This is a genomic window from Trabulsiella odontotermitis, assembly GCF_001188485.1.
Taxonomy (GTDB): domain Bacteria; phylum Pseudomonadota; class Gammaproteobacteria; order Enterobacterales; family Enterobacteriaceae; genus Trabulsiella; species Trabulsiella odontotermitis_A.
Window position 1 is genome coordinate 26,994 of sequence record NZ_JNGH01000075.1, and the last position, 21,476, is coordinate 48,469.

Annotated in this window: 16 protein-coding genes, 6 pseudogenes and 1 riboswitch; of the genes and pseudogenes, 12 read left to right on the plus strand and 10 right to left on the minus strand. The window is 56.5% G+C overall.

All coding sequences use genetic code 11. The features are described from left to right. Positions 1-176 precede the first annotated feature (176 nt). From GM30_RS08215 to GM30_RS08235, 5 genes and pseudogenes are all read left to right on the plus strand, one after another. On the plus strand, positions 177-800 hold the full coding sequence (locus GM30_RS08215) for a transcriptional regulator (protein WP_049848218.1): 624 nt from the start codon (positions 177-179) through the stop codon (positions 798-800). Further along, a complete protein-coding gene (hlyD, locus tag GM30_RS08220) occupies positions 797-1,783 on the plus strand; it encodes a secretion protein HlyD (RefSeq protein WP_049848219.1) in 987 nt (328 codons plus the stop codon). Before GM30_RS08215 ends, hlyD begins: the two co-directional genes overlap by 4 nt. A gap of 1 nt (position 1,784) precedes the next feature. Continuing rightward, positions 1,785-3,479 (plus strand): ATP-binding cassette domain-containing protein, encoded by a 1,695-nt coding sequence (locus tag GM30_RS08225; RefSeq protein ID WP_049848220.1) that lies wholly within the window; start codon positions 1,785-1,787, stop codon positions 3,477-3,479. Next, the gene (locus GM30_RS08230) at positions 3,469-4,605 is read left to right on the plus strand and encodes an ABC transporter permease (RefSeq protein ID WP_049848221.1); all 1,137 of its coding nucleotides are present in this window, start codon (positions 3,469-3,471) and stop codon (positions 4,603-4,605) included. The genes GM30_RS08225 and GM30_RS08230 overlap by 11 nt, the downstream gene beginning before the upstream one ends. 61 nt (positions 4,606-4,666) lie before the next feature. Then, positions 4,667-5,689 (plus strand): annotated as a pseudogene (locus GM30_RS08235) (ABC transporter permease); the annotation flags it as partial. A gap of 12 nt (positions 5,690-5,701) precedes the next feature. Here the strand turns inward: GM30_RS08235 and GM30_RS24050 are convergent. After that, positions 5,702-6,071 (minus strand): annotated as a pseudogene (locus GM30_RS24050) (YbhQ family protein); the annotation flags it as partial. Positions 6,072-6,203: 132 nt separating this feature from the next. Between GM30_RS24050 and GM30_RS08240 the strand changes: the two are divergent. The 3 genes and pseudogenes from GM30_RS08240 to GM30_RS08250 all read left to right on the plus strand — a co-directional run bounded on the left by GM30_RS08240 (position 6,204) and on the right by GM30_RS08250 (position 9,157). Further along, positions 6,204-6,965: an endonuclease/exonuclease/phosphatase family protein gene (locus GM30_RS08240; protein WP_049848222.1), complete on the plus strand. Its 762-nt coding sequence runs from the start codon at positions 6,204-6,206 to the stop codon at positions 6,963-6,965. After that, positions 6,962-8,195 (plus strand): annotated as a pseudogene (gene clsB, locus GM30_RS08245) (cardiolipin synthase ClsB). The gene GM30_RS08240 and the pseudogene clsB overlap by 4 nt, the downstream one beginning before the upstream one ends. Continuing rightward, a complete protein-coding gene (locus GM30_RS08250; protein WP_049848223.1) occupies positions 8,195-9,157 on the plus strand; it encodes a lysylphosphatidylglycerol synthase domain-containing protein in 963 nt (320 codons plus the stop codon). The pseudogene clsB and the gene GM30_RS08250 overlap by 1 nt, the downstream one beginning before the upstream one ends. Positions 9,158-9,194: 37 nt before the next feature. Here the strand turns inward: GM30_RS08250 and GM30_RS08255 are convergent, their stop codons facing one another. From GM30_RS08255 to moaA, 6 genes are all read right to left on the minus strand, one after another. Continuing rightward, on the minus strand, positions 9,195-9,899 hold the full coding sequence (locus tag GM30_RS08255; protein ID WP_049848224.1) for a Bax inhibitor-1/YccA family protein: 705 nt from the start codon (positions 9,897-9,899) through the stop codon (positions 9,195-9,197). Positions 9,900-9,979: 80 nt separating this feature from the next. Further along, positions 9,980-10,432, minus strand: coding sequence for a molybdopterin synthase catalytic subunit MoaE (gene moaE, locus GM30_RS08260; protein ID WP_049848225.1), 453 nt, complete (start codon positions 10,430-10,432; stop codon positions 9,980-9,982). Between the two features lies 1 nt (position 10,433). Further along, positions 10,434-10,679 carry a molybdopterin synthase sulfur carrier subunit gene (gene moaD / locus GM30_RS08265; RefSeq protein ID WP_049848226.1) on the minus strand — a complete coding sequence of 82 codons (246 nt, stop codon included), beginning with the start codon at positions 10,677-10,679 and terminating at the stop codon, positions 10,434-10,436. Continuing rightward, positions 10,672-11,157, minus strand: a complete 486-nt coding sequence (gene moaC / locus GM30_RS08270; RefSeq protein WP_049848227.1) for a cyclic pyranopterin monophosphate synthase MoaC — start codon at positions 11,155-11,157, stop codon at positions 10,672-10,674. The genes moaD and moaC overlap by 8 nt, the downstream gene beginning before the upstream one ends. Positions 11,158-11,160: 3 nt before the next feature. Further along, complete coding sequence (moaB, locus tag GM30_RS08275; protein ID WP_049848232.1) at positions 11,161-11,673, minus strand: molybdenum cofactor biosynthesis protein B; 513 nt, start codon at positions 11,671-11,673, stop codon at positions 11,161-11,163. Positions 11,674-11,709: 36 nt separating this feature from the next. After that, entirely contained in the window at positions 11,710-12,699 is a 990-nt protein-coding gene (moaA, locus tag GM30_RS08280) for a GTP 3',8-cyclase MoaA (RefSeq protein ID WP_148097660.1), read from the minus strand. Continuing rightward, positions 12,687-12,819, minus strand: a riboswitch (molybdenum cofactor riboswitch). It overlaps the preceding gene by 13 nt. Before the next feature lie 226 nt (positions 12,820-13,045). On the opposite strand from moaA, the pseudogene yvcK reads away from it, so the two are divergent. The 4 genes and pseudogenes from yvcK (at position 13,046) to pmrB (ending at position 17,394) form a co-directional block, all read left to right on the plus strand. After that, positions 13,046-13,946 (plus strand): annotated as a pseudogene (yvcK, locus tag GM30_RS08285) (uridine diphosphate-N-acetylglucosamine-binding protein YvcK). Between the two features lie 97 nt (positions 13,947-14,043). After that, positions 14,044-15,684 carry a phosphoethanolamine transferase EptA gene (gene eptA, locus GM30_RS08290; protein WP_049848228.1) on the plus strand — a complete coding sequence of 547 codons (1,641 nt, stop codon included), beginning with the start codon at positions 14,044-14,046 and terminating at the stop codon, positions 15,682-15,684. Next, the gene (gene pmrA / locus GM30_RS08295) at positions 15,681-16,352 is read left to right on the plus strand and encodes a two-component system response regulator PmrA (RefSeq protein ID WP_049848229.1); all 672 of its coding nucleotides are present in this window, start codon (positions 15,681-15,683) and stop codon (positions 16,350-16,352) included. Before eptA ends, pmrA begins: the two co-directional genes overlap by 4 nt. Beyond that, positions 16,352-17,394: pseudogene (gene pmrB, locus GM30_RS08300) on the plus strand (two-component system sensor histidine kinase PmrB). The gene pmrA and the pseudogene pmrB overlap by 1 nt, the downstream one beginning before the upstream one ends. 173 nt (positions 17,395-17,567) lie before the next feature. Here the strand turns inward: pmrB and uvrB are convergent. From uvrB to bioC, 3 genes and pseudogenes are all read right to left on the minus strand, one after another. After that, a complete protein-coding gene (gene uvrB / locus GM30_RS08305) occupies positions 17,568-19,583 on the minus strand; it encodes an excinuclease ABC subunit UvrB (RefSeq protein ID WP_049848230.1) in 2,016 nt (671 codons plus the stop codon). A 548-nt stretch (positions 19,584-20,131) separates the two neighbouring features. Then, positions 20,132-20,748, minus strand: a pseudogene (gene bioD / locus GM30_RS08310) (dethiobiotin synthase). Next, on the minus strand, positions 20,741-21,476 hold a 736-nt coding region (bioC, locus tag GM30_RS08315), incomplete at its 5' end, for a malonyl-ACP O-methyltransferase BioC (RefSeq protein WP_072094072.1). The pseudogene bioD and the gene bioC, both read right to left, overlap by 8 nt.

Sequence of the window (21,476 nt, forward strand, 5' to 3'; positions counted from 1 at the left end):
TGATAGTAAACAAGCAGATGACAAAAACCACAATGTCAGAAAGACGCGGAGTGTAGCAGCTTTTGTGACGTAGCGCATAAATTATCCCACCTGAGTGAAAGCGTCTCGTACAAACTGGACAAGGCGAAAAATCAGTCATAATCTTAATCAATCGATTGATTAATTTTTGGTGAGCGATGAATACCATTCCCATCACCACGAAAGGTGAACAGGCCAAAAGCCAGCTGATAGCCGCCGCCATCGCCCAGTTTGGCGAGTACGGGCTGAACGCGACCACCCGCGAGATTGCGTCGCAGGCCGGGCACAATATCGCCGCCATCACCTACTATTTTGGCTCGAAAGAAGATCTCTACCTCGCCTGCGCCCAGTGGATCGCCGATTTTATTGGCGGCAATTTTCGTCCGCACGCCGAGGCCGCCGAACAATTGCTGGCGCAGCCTGAGCCAGACAAAATCGCCATCCGCGCGCTGATCCTCAACGCCTGTAAGAATATGATCCGGCTGCTGACCCACGACGAGACGGTGAACCTGAGCAAGTTTATCTCCCGCGAACAGCTGTCACCGACCCCGGCCTATCAGTTGATTCACGATCAAGTGATCTCGCCGCTACACAGCCATCTGACGCGGCTCATCGCGGCGTATACCGGCAGCGACGCCAGCCNNCTCGGACGGGAAACTATTCTGTTGCGTACCGGCTGGGCGCAGTTTGATGAGCAAAAAACCGAACAGATTTATCAGGTCATTACCAGCCATCTCGATTTCATCCTGCAAGGATTAACGCAAAGGAGTCTGAAGTCATGAAGAAGCCTGTTGTCATCGCACTGGTCGTCGCGGCGGTGGTTGCTGTTATTGGCGCCGGCACCGCGTGGTACCAGAGTCGTCAGGATCAAGCCCTGACGCTCTACGGCAATGTGGACATTCGTACCGTCAATATGAGCTTCCGCGTCGGCGGGCGTCTGCAGGCGTTGCAGGTCGATGAAGGCGATGCGATCAAAGCCGGCCAGACGCTCGGCGAGCTTGACCGCGCGCCGTATGAAAACGCGTTGCTGCAGGCGAAAGCGAACGTTTCCACCGCGCAGGCGCAGTATGATCTGATGATGGCGGGGTACCGCGCCGAAGAGATTGCCCAGGCCGCAGCGGCCGTGCGTCAGGCGCAGGCGGCGTACGACTACGCGCAGAACTTCTACCAGCGTCAGCAGGGATTGTGGAAAAGCCGCACAATCTCAGCCAACGATCTGGAGAACGCCCGTTCGTCACGCGACCAGGCACAGGCCAGCCTGAAATCCGCGCAGGATAAACTCAGCCAGTACCGGGCCGGGAATCGCCCGCAGGAAATCGCGCAGGCGAAAGCGAATCTGGAGCAGGCACAGGCGCAACTGGCGCAGTCGCAGCTCGATTTGCACGACACTACACTGGTCGCGCCATCGAACGGCACGCTGCTCACCCGCGCCGTTGAACCCGGCAGCATGCTGAACGCAGGCAGTACCGTGCTGACGCTCTCCCTGACGCGCCCGGTGTGGATCCGGGCATACGTTGATGAAAAAAACCTGAGCCAGGCACAGCCGGGGCGCGAACTGCTGCTCTACACCGATGGCCGCCCGGATAAGCCCTATCACGGCAAAATCGGCTTTGTGTCACCGACGGCCGAATTTACGCCAAAAACCGTGGAAACACCGGACCTGCGTACCGACCTGGTCTATCGTCTGCGCATCATCGTGACCGACGCCGACGACGCGCTGCGCCAGGGCATGCCGGTTACCGTCCGTTTCCCTGACGGAGAATGAGATGACGGAGGCGGTGATTACCCTCAACGGGCTGGTCAAACGCTTCGCGGGCATGGATAAACCCGCCGTAGCGCGGCTGGACTGCNCTGACGGCGCCGGGAAAACCACCCTGATGCGCATGCTCGCCGGGCTGCTGAAGCCCGACGAAGGCAGCGCGTCGGTCATTGGCTACGATCCGGTGAAAGATGACCGCGCGCTGCATGCGGTGCTCGGCTACATGCCGCAGAAGTTTGGTCTGTATGAAGATTTGACGGTGATGGAAAACCTCAATCTGTATGCCGATCTGCGCAGCGTGGTGGGTGAAACGCGTGAGAAAACCTTTGCCCGGCTACTGGAATTTACCTCGCTGGGGCCGTTTACTGAACGGCTGGCCGGGAAGCTCTCCGGCGGCATGAAACAGAAGCTGGGGCTGGCCTGTACGCTGGTCGGCGAGCCGAAAGTGCTGTTGCTTGACGAGCCGGGTGTCGGTGTTGATCCGATCTCCCGCCGCGAACTGTGGCAGATGGTGCATGAGCTGGCAGGCGACGGCATGTTGATCCTGTGGAGTACGTCCTACCTTGACGAGGCCGAGCAGTGCCGTGACGTGCTGCTGATGAACGAAGGCGAAATGCTCTGGCAGGGCGAGCCGACGGCGTTGACGCAAACCATGGCCGGGCGCAGCTTTCTGATGCACAGCCCGCAGCTCAACAACCGCCAGCTTCTGCAACGCGCCCTCACCCTGCCGCAGGTCAGCGACGGCGTAATTCAGGGGAAGTCGGTGCGCCTGATCCTCAAAAAAGAGGCCAGCATCGACGACGTGCTTTCCGCGCCCGGCATGCCGTCAGCTATCGATATCAATGACACCGCCCCGCGCTTTGAGGATGCGTTTATCGACCTGCTCGGCGGCGCGGCGACGTCGGAATCACCGCTGGGGGCGATTCTGCATACGGTCGAAGGCGAGCCCGGCGAAACGGTGATCGAAGCCAAAGCGCTGACCAAAAAATTCGGGGATTTTGCCGCCACCGACCATGTGGATTTTGCCGTCACGCGCGGCGAGATTTTCGGCCTGCTCGGCCCCAACGGTGCCGGGAAATCCACCACCTTTAAAATGATGTGCGGCCTGCTGGTACCGACCTCCGGTAAAGCGCTGGTGCTGGATATGGATCTGAAAGTCAGCTCCGGTAAAGCGCGCCAGCACCTTGGCTATATGGCGCAGAAATTCTCGCTCTACGGCAACCTGACCGTTGAACAGAATCTGCGCTTCTTCTCCGGCGTGTACGGACTGCGCGGGAAAGCGCAGAACGAAAAAATCGCCCGCATGAGTGACGCCTTTGGCCTGAAAAACATCGCCAGTCATACCACCGATTCCCTGCCGCTCGGCTTCAAGCAGCGGCTGGGGCTGGTGCATGAGCCGGATATTTTGTTCCTTGATGAACCGACTTCCGGCGTCGATCCCCTCACCCGCCGCGAGTTCTGGCTGCACATCAACAGCATGGTGGAAAAAGGGGTAACAGTGATGGTCACCACCCATTTTATGGATGAGGCCGAGTACTGTGACCGCATCGGACTGGTGTATCGCGGCAAGCTGATCGCCAGCGGCACGCCGGATGATTTAAAAGCGCAGGCCGCTGACGACGACACGCCGGACCCGACTATGGAGCAGGCGTTTATCACGCTGATCCACGACTGGGATAAGGAGAACGCCGATGCCGAATAGCAGCATGATCGCCTGGCGGCGCGTACGCGCCCTGTGCGTGAAAGAGACGCGGCAGATTGTTCGTGACCCGAGCAGCTGGCTGATTGCGGTGGTGATCCCGCTGATGCTGCTGTTTATTTTTGGCTACGGCATTAACCTCGACTCCAGCAAGCTACGGGTGGGGATTTTGCTTGAGCAACAAAGCGAAGAGGCGCTGGATTTTACTCATGCGATGACCGGCTCGCCCTATATTGACGCCACCATCAGCGACAACCGCCAGGCACTGATACAGAAAATGCAGGCCGGGCAAATTCGCGGTCTGGTGGTGATCCCGGTGGATTTTGCCGCGAAAATGGCGCGGGACAACGACACCGCGCCCATCCAGGTGATCACCGACGGCAGCGAGCCGAACACTGCCAATTTTGTGCAGGGCTATGCCGAAGGGATCTGGCAGCTCTGGCAGCATCAGCGCGCGGAAGATCGCGGGGAAACCTTTGAGCCGTTGATTGACGTGCAGACGCGCTACTGGTTCAACCCGGCCGCCATCAGCCAGCATTTTATTATTCCCGGCGCGGTGACCATTATCATGACCGTGATCGGTGCCATTCTGACCTCGCTGGTGGTGGCGCGTGAGTGGGAGCGCGGTACGATGGAAGCGCTGCTCTCTACTGAAGTGACCCGCGTTGAACTGCTGCTGTGCAAACTCATTCCCTATTATTTCCTCGGTATGCTGGCGATGCTGCTGTGCATGCTGGTGTCGGTGTTTATTCTCGGCGTGCCGTATCGCGGTTCGCTGCTGATTTTGTTTTTGATAACCAGTCTGTTTTTGCTCAGCACGCTGGGCATGGGATTGCTGATTTCGACCATCACCCGTAACCAGTTCAACGCCGCGCAGGTGGCGCTCAACGCGGCGTTTCTGCCGTCGATCATGCTGTCCGGGTTTATTTTCCAGATCGACAGCATGCCCGCGGTGATCCGCGCGGTGACCTATATTATTCCGGCGCGCTATTTCGTCAGCACCCTGCAAAGCCTGTTTCTGGCGGGGAATATTCCCATTGTGTTGCTGGTTAACGTGCTGTTTTTGATTGCGTCGGCGGTGATGTTTATCGGTCTGACGTGGCTGAAAACCAAACGGCGGCTGGACTAACCATCGTGCCAGGATTTCGCCCGGTGGCGCTACGCTTACCGGGCACGAGGATGACACCATTATGTTTCATCGGTTATGGACATTAATTCGTAAAGAGCTGCAATCCCTGCTGCGCGAGCCGCAGACGCGGGCGATCCTGATTTTGCCGGTGCTGATTCAGGTGCTGCTGTTCCCCTTCGCCGCGACGCTGGAAGTGACCAACGCCACCATCGCGATTTACAACGAGGACAGCGGCAAGCATGCCATTGAATTGACCCAGCGCTTCGCCCGCGCCAAAGCCTTTACCCACATTCTGCTGCTGAAAAGCCCGCAGGAGATCCAGCCGACCATCGACACCCAGCGCGCGCTGCTGCTGGTGCGTTTCCCGGCTGATTTCTCGCGCAACCTCGATACCTTCCAGCCCGCGCCGATGCAGCTGATTCTCGACGGGCGCAACTCCAACAGCGCGCAGATTGCCGCCAACTATCTGCAGCAGATTGTGAAGGACTATCAGCAGGAATTGATGGAGGGTAAGGCGAAGCCAAACAACAGCGAACTGGTGGTGCGCAACTGGTATAACCCGAATCTTGATTACAAGTGGTTCGTGGTGCCGTCGTTGATCGCCATGATCACCACCATCGGCGTGATGATCGTGACGTCGCTGTCGGTGGCGCGCGAGCGCGAACAGGGCACGCTGGATCAGCTGCTGGTCTCGCCGCTCTCCACCTGGCAGATTTTTGTCGGTAAAGCGGTGCCGGCGCTGATCGTCGCCACGTTTCAGGCCAGTATCGTGCTGGCGGTGGGTATCTGGGCCTACGAGATCCCATTTGCCGGATCGCTGCTGCTGTTTTACTTCACGATGGTCATTTACGGGCTGTCGCTGGTGGGATTTGGGCTGTTGATCTCGTCGCTGTGCTCGACACAGCAGCAGGCGTTTATCGGCGTGTTTGTCTTTATGATGCCGGCGATTTTGCTGTCGGGCTATGTGTCGCCGGTGGAGAACATGCCGGTCTGGTTGCAGGATCTGACATGGATAAACCCGATCCGCCACTTTACGGATATCACCAAGCAAATCTATCTGAAGGATGCGAGTCTGGAGATTGTGTNNCTCTAACGATTTCTTCTCTTTCGCCAGTAATGACACCACGGCAGGGCCAGCAAGGATGACGACACCTGCCATCGCTAACAGCAGGTTGTTGTGCAATACGCGTGACAGCAGCCACAGCGCAATCATTGCCGCACCAAAATACCAGGTGGTGGTGAGCTCTTCGAGCACATCACCCACGTTGCGCCAGCGTTCTTCATGATGACGCTGCAGGAAGAGCATCATCACCACAGTGACGCCGTAAAGCACGCAAAGACCTAAACCGACGCGCACCAGCGCGCCGCTTGTCCATCCCATGACCAGTACCGCCACAACCAGCAAATGCAACATTATCTGCCAGCAACTAAGACCCGTTGCGACACGAGCGTTGTTGCCACTTCATGGCTTCTCTCCTGGAAAATATTCAACTAATTATTCAGAGTACCGCACTTTACGGAAAATTCTGTTACGCCGCATCTTTTTGTGACGCCGACTACACTATTTCAATCAGGAAAGTGACGTCGACGGGAGAATCATGACGCAACGAACGCAACAATTTTCATTAAAAGTGCTCACGATTAACACGCATAAAGGCTTTACGGCGCTCAACCGCCGCTTCATTTTGCCGGAGCTGAGAGACGCTGTTCGCACCGTCAGCGCGGATATCGTCTGCCTGCAGGAAGTGCTCGGCGCGCATGAGGTGCACCCGCTGCACGTTGAGAACTGGCCCGACACCAGCCACTACGAATTCCTTGCCGATACCATGTGGAGCGACTTCGCCTACGGGCGCAACGCCGTCTATCCGGAAGGTCACCACGGCAATGCCGTCCTGTCCCGTTACCCTATCGCCCGGTATCAGAATCTGGATATCTCCGTTGGCGAAAGCGAAAAGCGCGGCATATTGCATTGCCAGATCACGCCGCCCGATCTCGATCACCCGATCCACGTGATGTGCGTGCATCTCGGCCTGAAAGAAATCCACCGTCAGCAGCAGCTTTCGCTGCTCTCGGATTACGTCAACGAACTGCCGGAAGGCCATCCGGTGGTGGTGGCGGGCGATTTCAATGACTGGCGTCAGCGGGCGAATCATCCGCTGAAAGTGCAGGCGGGGCTGGAGGAGATTTTCACCCGCGCCACTGGCCGGCCGGCACGCACATTCCCGGTTCGTTTTCCTGTCCTCCGTCTCGACCGTATTTATGTAAAAAACGCCAGCGCCTCCAGCCCGACGGCGCTAGCGCTCAGTAACTGGCGTCACCTGTCCGATCATGCCCCTCTCAGTGCGGAGATCCATCTATGAAATGTAGCTGGCGCGACGGCAACCGTATCGAACTGCTGGAAAATGGCGATAATTACTACCCTGCCCTGTTTCGCGCGATCGAACAGGCAAAAAGCAAAGTCATTCTGGAAACGTTTATCTGGTTTGAAGATGACGTGGGCAAACAGCTGCATGCCGTTCTGCTGCGCGCCGCGCAGCGTGGTATTCAGGTTGAAGTGCTGCTCGACGGCTACGGCTCNCAGCGATGAGTTTGTCGAAACCCTGACCTCCGCGGGGGTGATTTTCCGCTATTACGATCCCCGACCGCGGTTGTTGGGCATGCGCACCAACCTGTTCCGCCGTATGCACCGAAAAATTGTGGTGATCGACACCACGGTGGCATTTATTGGCGGCATCAATTATTCCGCCGAGCACATGACCGACTACGGCCCGGAAGCGAAGCAGGATTACGCGGTGCGGGTTGAAGGGCCGGTGGTGCTCGACTTCGTCCAGTTTGAACTGGAAAATCTGCCGGGCAACGAAACGCTGCGTCGCTGGTGGAAACGTCGCACCCGGGCGGAAGAGAACCACACGCCGGGCGAAGCGCAGGCGCTGTTTGTCTGGCGCGACAACGGCGAGCATCGCGACGACATCGAACGTCATTACCTGAAGATGCTGGCCAACTCGCGCCGCGAGGTGATCATCGCCAACGCCTATTTCTTCCCCGGTTATCGCCTGCTGCACGCCATGCGGAACGCGGCGCGTCGCGGCGTCAGCGTGAAGCTGATTGTGCAGGGCGAGCCGGATATGCCCATCGTCAAGGTCGGCGCGCGGCTGCTGTATAATTATCTGGTGAAAGGCGGCGTGCAGGTGTACGAATACCGCCGCCGCCCGCTGCACGGCAAAGTGGCGCTGATGGACGATCACTGGGCGACGGTAGGCTCCAGTAATCTCGACCCGCTCAGCCTGTCGTTGAATCTCGAAGCTAACCTGATCATTCACGATCGCCAGTTTAACCAGACCCTGCGCGATAACTTAATGACGATCCTGCACCATGACTGCCGACGGGTTGATGAAACCATGCTGCCGAAACGCACCTGGTGGAATCTCGGTAAAAGCGTCGTCGCCTTCCACTTCCTGCGCCATTTCCCGGCCTGGGTTGGCTGGTTGCCCGCCCATACGCCCCGTCTGGCGCAGGTGGAGCCGCCGGTGCAACCCGAACTGGAAACGCAGGATCGGGTTGAAGCCGATAATCCGGGGGTGAAATCCTGATGAGCCGTTCACATCCTCGCTGGCGTCTGGCGAAAAAAATCCTCACGTGGCTGTTCTTCATCGCTGTGGCGGTGCTGCTGGTGGTGTACGCGCAAAAAGTGGACTGGGGAGACGTCTGGAACGTGGTACGGAATTACAACCGTACGGCGTTTTTCAGCGCCATTGGGCTGGTTATCGTCAGTTATCTGCTCTACGGCTGTTACGACCTGCTGGGGCGCGCCTACTGCGGCCACAAGCTGGCGAAACGCCAGGTGATGCTGGTGTCGTTCATCTGCTACGCCTTTAATCTGACGCTCAGCACCTGGGTTGGCGGCATTGGCATGCGTTACCGGCTGTACGCGCGGCTTGGCCTGCCGGGCGCCACCATCACCCGCATTTTCTCACTCAGCATCACCACCAACTGGCTCGGCTACATTCTGCTCGGCGGGCTGATTTTTACCTTTGGCGTGGTGCAGCTTCCTGACCACTGGTATATCGACGAACAAACGCTGCGCATTCTCGGCATTGTGCTGCTGGCTATCATCGTTATCTATCTCTATGCCTGCGCTTTCGCCCGCCGCCGTAGTCTGACTATCAAAAAGCAAAAGCTGGTACTGCCAAAATGGCGCTTTGCACTGTTACAGATGGCGATTTCCAGCGCGAACTGGATGGTGATGGGGGCGATTATCTGGATCCTGCTCGGGCAGTCTGTCGATTACTTCTTTGTGTTAGGCGTGCTGTTGGTGAGCAGTATTGCCGGGGTGATCGTCCATATTCCGGCCGGAATTGGCGTACTGGAAGCGGTGTTTATGGCGCTGCTGGCGGGTGAACATACGTCTCAGGGCACCATTATCGCTGCCCTGCTCGCCTATCGTGTGCTCTATTACTTTATTCCGCTGCTACTGGCGTTGATTTGCTATTTGTGGCTGGAGAGTCGGGCGAAAAAGCTGCGGGCGAAAAACGAGAAGGCGTTAGCGAAGTGAGTTCCCTCTCCCGTACGGGAGAGGGAAAAAACCATGATCAGCGACGGTTGCCGAAAATACGCAACAGCATCAGGAACAGGTTGATGAAGTCGAGATACAGCGTCAGCGCGCCAAGGATGGCGTATTTGCGCAGGTTGCTGCTGTCACGGGTATCAATTTGCTCGCCGATGTTTTTCAGCTTCTGTGTGTCGTACGCCGTCAGGCCGACAAACACGATCACCCCGATATAAGTCACTGCCCACATCAGCGCTTCACTCTTCAGCCAGAAATTCACCAAAGACGCCAGAATGATGCCAATCAGCGCCATAAACAGCATATTGCCGAAACCGCTCAGGTCACGTTTGGTGGTGTAGCCGTACAGGCTCATCACGCCGAACATGCCACCGGTAACCACAAAGGTGCTGGCGATGGAGGAGTAGGTGTAAACGATGAAAATACTCGACAGCGTTAGCCCGGTGAGTGCCGAATAGAGCATAAACAACGTCGTCGCCATGCCCGCGCTCAGGCGCTGAACCATGGCAGATAGCGCAATCACCAGCGCCAGTTGCGCGATGATCAGCCCGAAGAAGGTGATTTTGCTGGAAAAGACAAACATCATCACCGCCGGGGTGTTTGCCGCATACCAGGCAATAAACGCCGTCAGCAGCAGCCCGCAGGTCATCCAGCCGTAGACCTGCGCCATATACGTTTGCAGGCCGGAACGCGCCTGTACGATGGAATCCGAACGTGGGAATCGATCCATGATACTAACCTCAGCAATTAAAAGTGTGTGTTTTTAAGACTAACACATCCTGATAAGCCCGCGAATGTCTCCAGGCGGACTTACCAGCGCTCTGCGGCCTGCTTGTCGCTGTCGCGGGATTCCACCCAGCGATCGCCTTCCGGCGTGGCTTCCCGCTTCCAGAACGGCGCACGGGTTTTCAGGTAATCCATGATGAACTCACCGGCGGCAAACGCGCTGCTGCGGTGGGCGCTGGTCACGCCGACAAACACAATTTCTTCACCTGGCCACATTTCACCAATGCGATGAATGACCGTCACGCGGCCCAGCGGCCAGCGACTGCGGGCTTCATTGACGATCTCCTCGAGGGATTTCTCGGTCATGCCCGGATAGTGCTCCAGGGTCAGCGCGTTGACGCTGTCGCCCAGATTGTGATTGCGCACCTTACCGGTGAAGGTCACCACGGCGCCGTCTTCATCACGCTCCGCCAGCCAGGTATACTCATCACCCACGCGAAAGTGCGCGGGCTCAACACGAATACGCGTTTCGCTCATCTCAGCCTCCGGTGACCGGCGGGAAAAACGCCACTTCATCACCGGCAACCACCGGATGGTCAAACTCCACCAGCGTCTGATTCACCGCCGCCAGCAGTTTGCCCTCTTCCAGCGCCAGCGCCCAGCGATCGCCGCGGGCCGCCAGATGCTGACGAACGGCTTCCACCACCGGATAATCGGCGTCGATCGACAGGCTGTCGGTGCCTACCAGCTCGCGCACCTGCGCAAAAAATAATACTTTAATCATCTGTCTCTACCCTGAAATCGCCGGATTTGCCGCCGCTTTTCGCCAGCAGGCGAACCGGTCCAATGACCATATCCTTTTGCACCGCTTTACACATGTCGTAAATCGTCAGCGCCGCGACGGAGGCTGCGGTCAGTGCTTCCATTTCAACACCGGTTTTGCCGGTCAGACGGCACAGTGATTCGATGCGCACCCGGTTATGCTCCGGCTGCGCCAGCAGATTCACTTCCACTTTGCTGAGCATCAGCGGATGGCACAGCGGGATGAGATCCCATGTGCGTTTCGCCGCCTGAATCCCGGCAATGCGGGCAGTCGCGAAGACGTCGCCCTTGTGGTGGCTACCGTCAATAATCATCGACAGCGTTTCCGGCAGCATCGTGACAAACGCTTCGGCGCGCGCTTCACGCACGGTTTCCGCTTTGGCGGAGACATCCACCATATGCGCTTCACCGGCGGCGTTGATATGGGTCAGTTGCGACATAATTTATTTCTTTAAATGAGGATGAAAATTACAAGGACGCGTCCGCGCATCCAGCTGTGGCGCAATAATGTTTTCCCAGGCCGTGCGGCAGGCTTTGGTTGAGCCCGGCATCGCAAAGATCAACGTGTTATTGGCGATGCCCGCCACCGCACGGGACTGCAACGTGGAGGTGCCAATTTCCTCAAACGACAACATACGAAACACTTCGCCGAAACCTTCAATTTCACGGTCAAACAGCGGCAGCAGCGCTTCCGGCGCCTGATCGCCGTCGGTCAGACCGGTACCGCCGGTGATCAGCACCACCTGCACGTCCTCGCTGGCGATCCAGTTCGACACCTGCGCGCGAATGGCGTAGCGGTTTTCTTTGACGATCGCCTTATCGACGATCTTGTGCCCGGCCTCGTGCGCTTCGTCGCGCAGGTAGTGACCGGAGGTGTCATCCTCTTCGCCACGGCGATTCGATACCGTAAGAATGGCAATACGCGTCGGAATAAATTCTGCGCTTACCTGGCTCATCATAGTCTCCCTATCTCTGATAACGATTGCCCGTACTTACCCGCCGATGTACGACAGGTTCTGGGTAATGCCGGTGTTGCCTTGATGCAGGAAATGGGTCTGTTTTTTATGCGCCAGCGCGGCGGCAATGCGCGTTTCCAGCGCCTGTTGCTGAGCGTCTTCCGTCAGCAAATCGCGCAGGTCAACGCCGCCGTCGCCAAACAGGCATAAATGCAGTTTACCGATGGACGATACGCGCAGCCGGTTGCAACTGGCACAGAAATCTTTTTCGTACGGCATGATGAGGCCGATTTCCCCTTCGTAATCAGGGTGGCAAAAGACCTGTGCCGGACCGTCGCTATGGTGTCTGAGCTGGTGGATCCAGCCGCGTCTGAGCAGCGCATCACGCAGCACCATGCCGGAAATATGGTGCTTGCGGAACAGGTCGCTACCCTCGCCGGTTTCCATTAACTCGATAAAACGAAGCTGGATGCGGCGCGGTTTGATCCACGCCAGAAAGGTGTCGAGCTGATGATGGTTGACATCGCGCATCAGCACGGTGTTGACCTTCACTTTTTCAAAGCCAGCCGCAAAGGCGGCGTCAATGCCGTCCATCACCTGCTGAAACTTGTCCTGCCCGGTGATCGCATGAAACTGACGCGCGTCGAGGCTATCAACGCTGACGTTTACCGCTGTTAATCCCGCATCGCGCCAGGCGGCAGCATCCCGCGCCAGACGGTAGCCGTTGGTGGTCACTGCAATCTGGCGGATATCCTGATTTTCACGAACGGCAGCTATAATGTCGGTAAAATCACGACGTAACGAAGGTTCGCCGCCGGTGAGGCGCACTTTTTCCGTGCCGAGCGCGGAAAACGCACGAGTCACACGACGAATTTCGTCGACCGTTAAAAAGCCATTATTGTTGACGCCGCTGGGCTTGTAGCCATCAGGCAGACAGTAAGTGCAACGGAAGTTGCACACATCGGTGATCGACAGGCGCAAATAGTAAAACTTGCGTGCATAAGCATCAGTCAGTTGTGTGGCCATGTACACCTTTCCAAATACGGGAGGCACAGTCATTTCTTCCTGTACCCTGGTGGCTTTCGCCACGGCCAGAGCGCCATATCCGGGGACGTAGGCACAAAGGCTAGAGTGTTTTTCCTTAGCGTTATGCTAAGACTGGTATGCCGATAGTAGCGCGTACAGACGACTTTCGCCACGTGCGCTTTCGCTATATAATTATATACATAGCGACATGATCGTGCATATTTACTACAGAATACGTAAAAAACGCCCTTTTGCATTGATATGCATCATTTTAGCTCAGGCGAATTATCGTCTTTTAGAGGTAGATCGGGTATTTTATGGCACTCACCTGACGGAAGGAATTGGTATGCGCACTCGCACTCTGGCGGATCTTGATCGTGTTGTCGCACTCGGCGGAGGCCATGGACTCGGGCGCGTGATGTCCTCGCTTTCCTCGTTAGGTTCCCGCTTAACCGGCATCGTCACCACCACCGATAACGGCGGTTCCACCGGGCGCATTCGCCGCGCTGAAGGNGTGGGGCGACATGCGCAACTGTCTCAATCAATTGATCACCGAACCCAGCGTCGCTTCGGCGATGTTTGAGTACCGTTTTGGCGGTAATGGCGAACTTTCTGGTCATAACCTCGGAAATCTGATGTTAAAGGCGCTGGATCACCTGAGTATCCGTCCTTTAGAGGCGATCAATTTAATCAGAAATCTCCTCAAAGTCGACGCTTCGCTTATTCCGATGTCGGAAACCCCGGTCGACCTGATGGCGCTAGATGACGAGGGTCACGAAATCTACGGTGAAGTGAATATTGATCAGCTGAAAATACCGCCGAGAGAGCTGATGCTCTACCCGAACGTGCCCGCCACCCGTGAAGCGGTACAGGCGATTGCAGAAGCCGATTTAATTCTCATCGGCCCCGGCAGTTTTTACACCAGCCTGATGCCTATTTTGTTAGTGGAAGAGATAGCGCAGGCGCTGCGCCGTACCCCCGCGCCGATGGTGTACATTGGTAATCTCGGCCGCGAGCTGAGCCCCGCCGCCGCCAGTTTAACGCTCACCGACAAGCTGGCGCTGATGGAGCACTACGTTGGCCGCCAGGTGATCGACGCGCTGGTGGTCGGCCCGAAAGTAGATGCTTCCGCAGTGACCGATCGCATTGTCATCAAAGACATCCTCGAAGCCAGCGATATCCCGTATCGCCATGACCGCCATCTGCTGCACCTGGCGCTGGAAAAAGCGATCCAGGCGCTGGGTTAAACCTGCTGCCTGAAGTATGAAGGATTTATTAAGGTCTTAAGGTTGTCTTAAAAAACTGCTGTCACGATGTGCCAATCGTTATCAGCAGGATCTCGTCATGCGCTCATTCTTACGGCGCCCGGTGCTCGGGCAGCTTACTTTTATTATGTTGTTCGCGCTCTACATTGCGCTGTTTCTTAACGTTGCTTTTTATAAGCAAGCCTTTACCGACTTACCGGTAAATACGCTGCATAACTGGCTGGTCTTTTTAACCATGCCGGTGGTGGCGTTTTGCGTCATCAATATTGTGCTGACGCTGTCTTCATTCTTATTTCTTGAGCGTCTGTTTATTACTCTGTTTGTGCTGGTCAGCGCCGCCGCGCAGTATTTCATTCTGACGTTTGGGGTGATCATTGACCGCTCGATGATTACCAATATTTTTGATACCACGCCTGCCGAAAGTTATGCCCTGCTGTCGACCAAAATGGTACTGACGCTGCTGCTTTCCGGCGTGCTGGTGATCATCCTTGCGTGGTGGATTAAAACCAAAAAAAACGCGCCAGTGTGGGGCGGCATTCTGCGTCGCATGTTAAATATCGGCGTTTCCGCGTTGCTGATCGTGGTCGTCGCACTGCTGTTTTATAAAGATTACGCGTCGCTGTTTCGTAATAATAAAGAGCTGGTGAAAGCGTTAAACCCTTCGAACAGTATTACGGCGGTGAACTCCTGGTATGCGCATAACCGCATGGATAATCTGCCTCTGGTGAGAATTGGTGAAGATGCAAAACAGCGCCCGGAAATGCAAAACGGGCCGCGTAAAAACCTCACTATTTTGATCGTCGGGGAAACCTCACGCGCGGATAACTTCTCTCTCGGCGGTTATTCCCGGGATACTAACCCGCGACTGGCAAAAGACAATGTGGTCTATTTTCCGCAAACCGCCTCCTGTGGTACCGCCACCGCCGTATCGGTGCCGTGCATGTTTTCGAATATGCCGCGGACGAAATACGATGAAGAGCTGGCGCACCATCAGGAAGGATTGCTCGACGTGCTGCAGCGCGCGGGTATTCAGGTGCTGTGGAACGAAAACGACGGCGGCTGTAAAGGCGCGTGCGACCGCGTTCCGCATCAGGATATTACGCAAATGAACCTTCCGGGAGAGTGTATTGAAGGGGAATGTAAAGACGAGGTGCTGTTCCATGATCTCGATAAGTACATTAATAACCTGCAGCACGACGGCATTATTGTTCTGCATACCATCGGCAGTCACGGCCCGACTTATTACAACCGGTATCCGGCGCAGTTCCGTCAATTTACGCCGACCTGCGATACCAATGAAATCCAGACCTGTTCGCAACAGCAGTTGATTAATACCTACGATAATACCGTGCTGTATGCGGATTATATTATCGACAAGGCCATCTCCCTGCTGAAATCGAAACAGGACACATTCACCACCAGCCTGGTTTATCTCTCTGACCATGGCGAATCGCTGGGGGAAAATGGCGTGTACCTGCACGGTCTGCCTTATTCCATCGCCCCGGAAACACAAAAACATGTGCCGATGCTGCTCTGGTTGTCGGAGGATTATCAGCAGCGCTATGGCATTAATTACTCGTGTCTGAAAACGCGTGCCGCCGCTCGTCCCTATTCGCAGGATAACCTCTTCTCGACGATGTTGGGTATACTTGGGGTCGGGACCCGGGAATATCAGGCAGCGGACGATATTCTTGCGCCATGCAGAGGAGAAAGCCGATGAAAATATTAGTCATTGAAGACGACGAGCTGCTGTTACAGGGGCTGATCCTGGCAATACAAAGCGAGGGTTACGCCTGCGACGGGGTGGCTACCGCGCATGACGCTGCGCTGTCGATTGCCAACGGGCATTACAGCCTGGTGGTCCTTGATTTAGGCTTGCCGGACGAAGACGGTCTGCATTTTCTGGCGCGACTGAGACGTGAAAAATTCACCCAGCCGGTGCTGATCCTCACCGCGCGCGATACCATCAGCGATCGCATCGCCGGTCTGGATACTGGCGCTGACGATTACCTGGTGAAGCCGTTTGCGCTCGAAGAGCTGAACGCCCGCATCCGCGCCCTGCTCCGCCGTCATCATAATCAGGGCGACAGCGAAGTGAAGGTGGATAACCTGCGCCTGAACGTCACCCGCCGTCAGGTCTGGCTGGGCGACGTAGCGCTGGAGCTGACGCCGAAAGAGTACGCGTTGCTTTCCCGCCTGATGCTGAAAGCGGGCAGCCCGGTGCATCGCGAAATTCTCTACAACGATATTTACAGCTGGGACAACGAACCCGCCACCAACACGCTGGAGGTGCATATCCATAACCTGCGCGACAAAGTAGGCAAATTCCGCATCCGCACCGTACGCGGCTTTGGCTACATGCTGGTTACTGGTCCTGAGGCGGATTGATGGCGCTTTTCTCGACGCAAAAATGGACGATGCGCAGCAAGCTGCTGCTGACGATTGGGGCGGTGCTGGTGGTATGCCAACTCATCAGCGTGTTCTGGCTGTGGCACGAAAGCGAAGAGCAGATCCAATTGCTGGTGCAGAGCGCCATCGAAGGCCATAACAACCGCAAGCACATTCAGCATGAAGTGCGCGAAGCCGTGGCCAGCCTGCTGATCCCCAGCCTGTTGATCATCGGGCTGGCGCTGTTTATTTGTGTGCAGGCGGTGAAACGCATCACCCGTCCGCTGTCCGATCTGCAAAAAGAGCTGGAAACCCGCACGCCGGATAACCTGCAACCCATTTGCATTGCTAATAACGTCAGCGAAGTGGAAGCCGTTACCTCGGCCATTAATGATCTGGTTTCCCGTCTGACGCAGACGCTGGAGCGTGAACGCCTGTTTACCGCCGACGTCGCGCACGAGCTGCGCACACCGCTTGCCGGGCTGCGTTTGCACCTGGAACTGATGGCAAAATCTCACGCCATTCAGGTCGCACCGCTGCTGCAGCGGCTCGATCAGATGACAGAGAGCATTGCCCAGTTGCTACAACTGGCGCGCGTTGGCCAGTCCTTTTCGGCGGGCAGCTATCAACGGGTAAATCTTGATGACGATGTGGTGGACGTGGAACGCCCTGAGCTGGAACGCATTCTTGCGCAACGCCAGCAAACACTGGTGGTGAAACCGTCAGCGCGGGAAGCGGCGGTTCAGGGGGACGCTACCCTGCTGCGCGTGCTGTTGCGAAACCTGGTGGAAAACGCCCACCGCTACAGCCCGGAAGGCTCCACCATTACGATCAGCGTCGAATATGACGCCGGTCCGATTCTGGCGGTGGAAGATGAAGGGCCGGGGATTGATGAAGCGAAAAGCGGCGAACTCAGCAAAGCTTTCGTGCGGATGGACAGCCGTTACGGCGGCATCGGGCTTGGGNAAAATTCTTCCTCAATAACCGAAAACCCGCTGCCGGAGCACGCGCATGGGTCCGGTTCCACGCGCTGCAGCGTTAATCAGTACGTAACGGCCCAGTGGTAAGCAAAACCGGTCATCAATAGCAGCGAGACCAGTACAGCGAGATATTCACGAGCAAGTAATTTTGGCATGGGCACTATCCTCATTAAACTGAGGATAGTGTCGCCGGATTATATTAAGCGAACATTAAGCCAGGCTATACCGTCAGAAATTACGACGCCGCAATAAACAAATCACGCAGTTGATGGAGCTGATCGCGAATCGCCGCCGCCTCTTCGAATTCGAGGTTCTGCGCGTGCTGCATCATTTGCCCTTCCAGCTCGTGGATCTTCTGCTGCAGCGCTTTCGGCGTTAACGCAACGCTGTCTTCCTCAACGATACGCAGCTTGCCGCGCCCTTTCGCTTTGGTTTTCGCAAGCCCCGCGCCGAGCGCCAGGATATCCACCACTTTCTTGGTGAGCCCCTGCGGCACGATGCCGTTTTCTTCGTTGTAGCGCTGCTGTTTCTCACGGCGACGCTCCGTCTCGCCAATGGCTTTTGCCATCGACGGGGTGATTTTATCGCCGTACAGAATCGCTTTACCGTTGATGTTTCGCGCCGCACGGCCAATGGTCTGAATCAGCGAACGTTCGGAGCGCAGGAAGCCTTCTTTGTCGGCATCCAGGATGGCAACCAGCGACACTTCCGGCATATCCAGCCCTTCTCGCAACAGGTTGATCCCCACCAGCACGTCGAACTCGCCGAGACGCAAATCACGAATAATCTCCATGCGTTCTACCGTATCAATATCCGAGTGAAGGTAGCGCACGCGCTCGCCGTGCTCTTCGAGGTATTCGGTTAAATCTTCCGCCATGCGTTTGGTAAGCGTGGTGACCAGCACGCGTTCATTGATCGCCGCACGGGTACGGATTTCAGAGAGCAGATCGTCCACCTGTGTCGCCACCGGCCGGACTTCAATGACCGGATCAAGCAGCCCTGTCGGACGCACGACCTGATCCACCACATCGCCGCCGGATTTCTCCAGCTCGTAATTGCCCGGCGTAGCGGAAACGTAAATTGACTGCGGTGCCAGCGCCTCAAATTCTTCAAATTTCAGCGGACGGTTATCCAGCGCCGACGGCAAACGGAAACCGTATTCCACCAGCGTCTCTTTACGGGCGCGGTCGCCGCGGTACATCCCACCGATTTGCGGAATAGTAACGTGGGATTCGTCGATAACCAGTAGCCCGTCTGCGGGCAGGTAGTCAAACAGCGTCGGCGGCGGCTCGCCCCCAGGCCCGCGCCCGGAAAGAAAGCGCGAGTAGTTTTCGATGCCGGAGCAGTAGCCCAGTTCGTTCATCATTTCCAGATCGAACTGTGTACGCTGGCTCAGACGCTGCTCTTCAAGCAGTTTATTGTTCGCCAGCAGCACTTTACGGCGGTCCGCCAGCTCGATTTTTATCTCTTCCATCGACTGCACAATACGCTCACGAGGCGTGACGTAGTGCGTTTTCGGGTAGATGGTGTAGCGCTGGATGGTGGACTCAATATGACCGGTTAACGGGTCGAACAGCGACAGGCGTTCGACTTCTTCATCGAACAGCTCAATACGCAGCGCGATGTCGTCAGATTCCGCCGGGAACACGTCAATCACCTCGCCGCGCACGCGGAACGTACCGCGCTGGAACGCCTGATCGTTACGCGTGTACTGCAGTTCGGCGAGACGACGCAGGATAGAGCGCTGATCGACGATCATACCCACCGTCAGATGCAGCATCATTTTCAGGTACAGATCGGGGTCGCCGAGGCCGTAGATCGCCGATACTGACGCCACCACGATGACATCGCGCCGCTCGAGCAACGCTTTGGTCGCGGAAAGTCGCATCTGTTCAATGTGTTCGTTCACCGACGCGTCTTTCTCAATGAACGTATCTGAGCTGGGCACGTAAGCTTCTGGCTGGTAGTAATCGTAGTAGGAGACGAAATACTCCACCGCGTTCTCGGGGAAAAATTCCTTCATTTCACCATACAGCTGCGCCGCCAGCGTTTTGTTGGGCGCCAGCACCATCGTCGGGCGTTGAAGGTCGGCAATCACGTTGGCAATGGTAAAGGTTTTACCCGAGCCCGTTACACCAAGCAGCGTCTGATGCGCCAGACCATCTTCCAGCCCCTCTTTCAGTTTGTTGATGGCCGCAGGCTGATCGCCTGACGGTCGAAACGCGGAATGCAGCTTGAACGGTTTACTCATGAATGGCGACCTGTGAAGGAATGGACGGCAGGTGAGTAATTTTACTCGCCACGTGCCATTTTGCCAACTAAAAATACTGGATATAAAAACAGTAACGTATTATCGTATCTCTGTTACTCACCCTTTAGGGGGCGAGAGTCACAGCGTAATTTTCACCGCGACGATATAAAACACCAGACAACCCAGGTTATCCCCAGAATTTTTTCTCTTTTAACATTTGTCAAGTCAGGTAATGAAACTTTTATGGCAAGGCGTGACACTTTTCTTACAGCCATTGCTTTTATCTAACTCGCTAATTTTAAAGAATAATTCCGAAAAGCCGTCTTTCGCAGCAATTCAGGCGTAAGCCGCGTGGTCTCTCGTTTGCCGCAGGTTTTCTAACTCTAATACACAAGGTTATCCACAGGAATAGTGGATAACTGCGCCCAGGCCATATCCCGGGCTTAACGGCGAAAATGCCTCAGCAACGAAACCTCCATGGCAAAAAATATTTATCGCTATTTTTTGATGTTTTTTCGCTAACGCGCGGGTCAGATCCGGGTGCGATCCTAATCACAAATCTGATCAATAGTCCGATCCAGTTTACTGAGATCGAGATAGCCGCCGAGATCGTTTTTTTCAACGTTACCCGCAAGCCAGGGGATTTCCCCCAGCAGCGGCGCCGGTAGCATGCGCGTCAGCGTTGCCATGTATTCCTGATGACGTCGTCCCGGCGGTGTCACATCGTTCGCCACCCAGCCCACCAGACGCAGCCCCGCCTGCTGCACCNCCCAGCTTAACACCCACCACCAGGATCACCGGCAGCCGTTCCGCCGTCACCCAGTCGGCAAAACTGAGCGATGGCGACAGCGGCGTAAACCAGCCGCCCGCCCCTTCCACCAGTACCCAGTCGGCCAGCGTTTCCAGTTCACGCAGCCCGGCGGAGAGCGTTTCTGCGTCAATAGGACGCTGTTCGTCAGCACTGACGATATGCGGTGACGTCGGCTCTTCAAAGGTGTAAGGATTGACCTGTTCATAGCGCAGGGAAACGGTGCTGTTGCGCTGTAATGCCAGCGCGTCGCTGTTACGCAGCCCCGCCGGGGTAAATTCACTGCCGGAAGCCACCGGCTTTTAGCCNTTTCCCGACTTCGGTATCCGTACCGGTCACAAAATAACGTTCAGACACGTTCAATCACTCCCCAAAAAAGATGATACGTCAGCGGGCAAACGCCCACCTGCTGCGGCCAGGCGAGCTGTAACGCCTGAAGCTTGCCCCGGGTTAATAGCTGTTCTGATCGTCCCTCGTGCAGATGCGTCGCACCAATGCCTTTCAGCGAGCGCATCGCGCTCAGCGCGTCAGGGAACGACAGGGTGATGGATTCCACCCGGGAATGTCCCTGCCAGCGGGACAGCGCCGTACAGAGCGTCTCCTCGGGAAGAAAACGGTTCGCGTGCGGACGATCGTCTACCGTCTGCCAGGCCTGATTCAGTTCCGGCATTGATCCGGCTACCAGGGTGGTAAACGCCAGCACCCCGCCGGGACGCACAACGCGGTACAGCTCGCTCAGCGCGGCGTTGAGATCGTCGCACCACTGCACGGCGAGATTGCTCCATACCAGATCAAACTGCGCGTCGGCGAGCGGCAGCGCTTCGATATCCGCCGCCACGTAGTGATGCGCCACCTGCTGCTGGCGGGCCTGCTCGAGCATCTGCGGCGACAGATCCAGCGCTGTCACCTCACTGCCCGCGTCTTTCCAGTAGCGGCTGACCGAACCCGGCCCGCAACCGGCGTCCAGCACGCGGGAAAACGTGTGCGGCGGCAACTGTGACAGCAGCCGTGCTGCGCTGCGGCGTTGCAGTTCGTCGTGCTGTTGATAATGCGAGGCCGCGCGGCCAAAGGCGGCTGCCACGGCC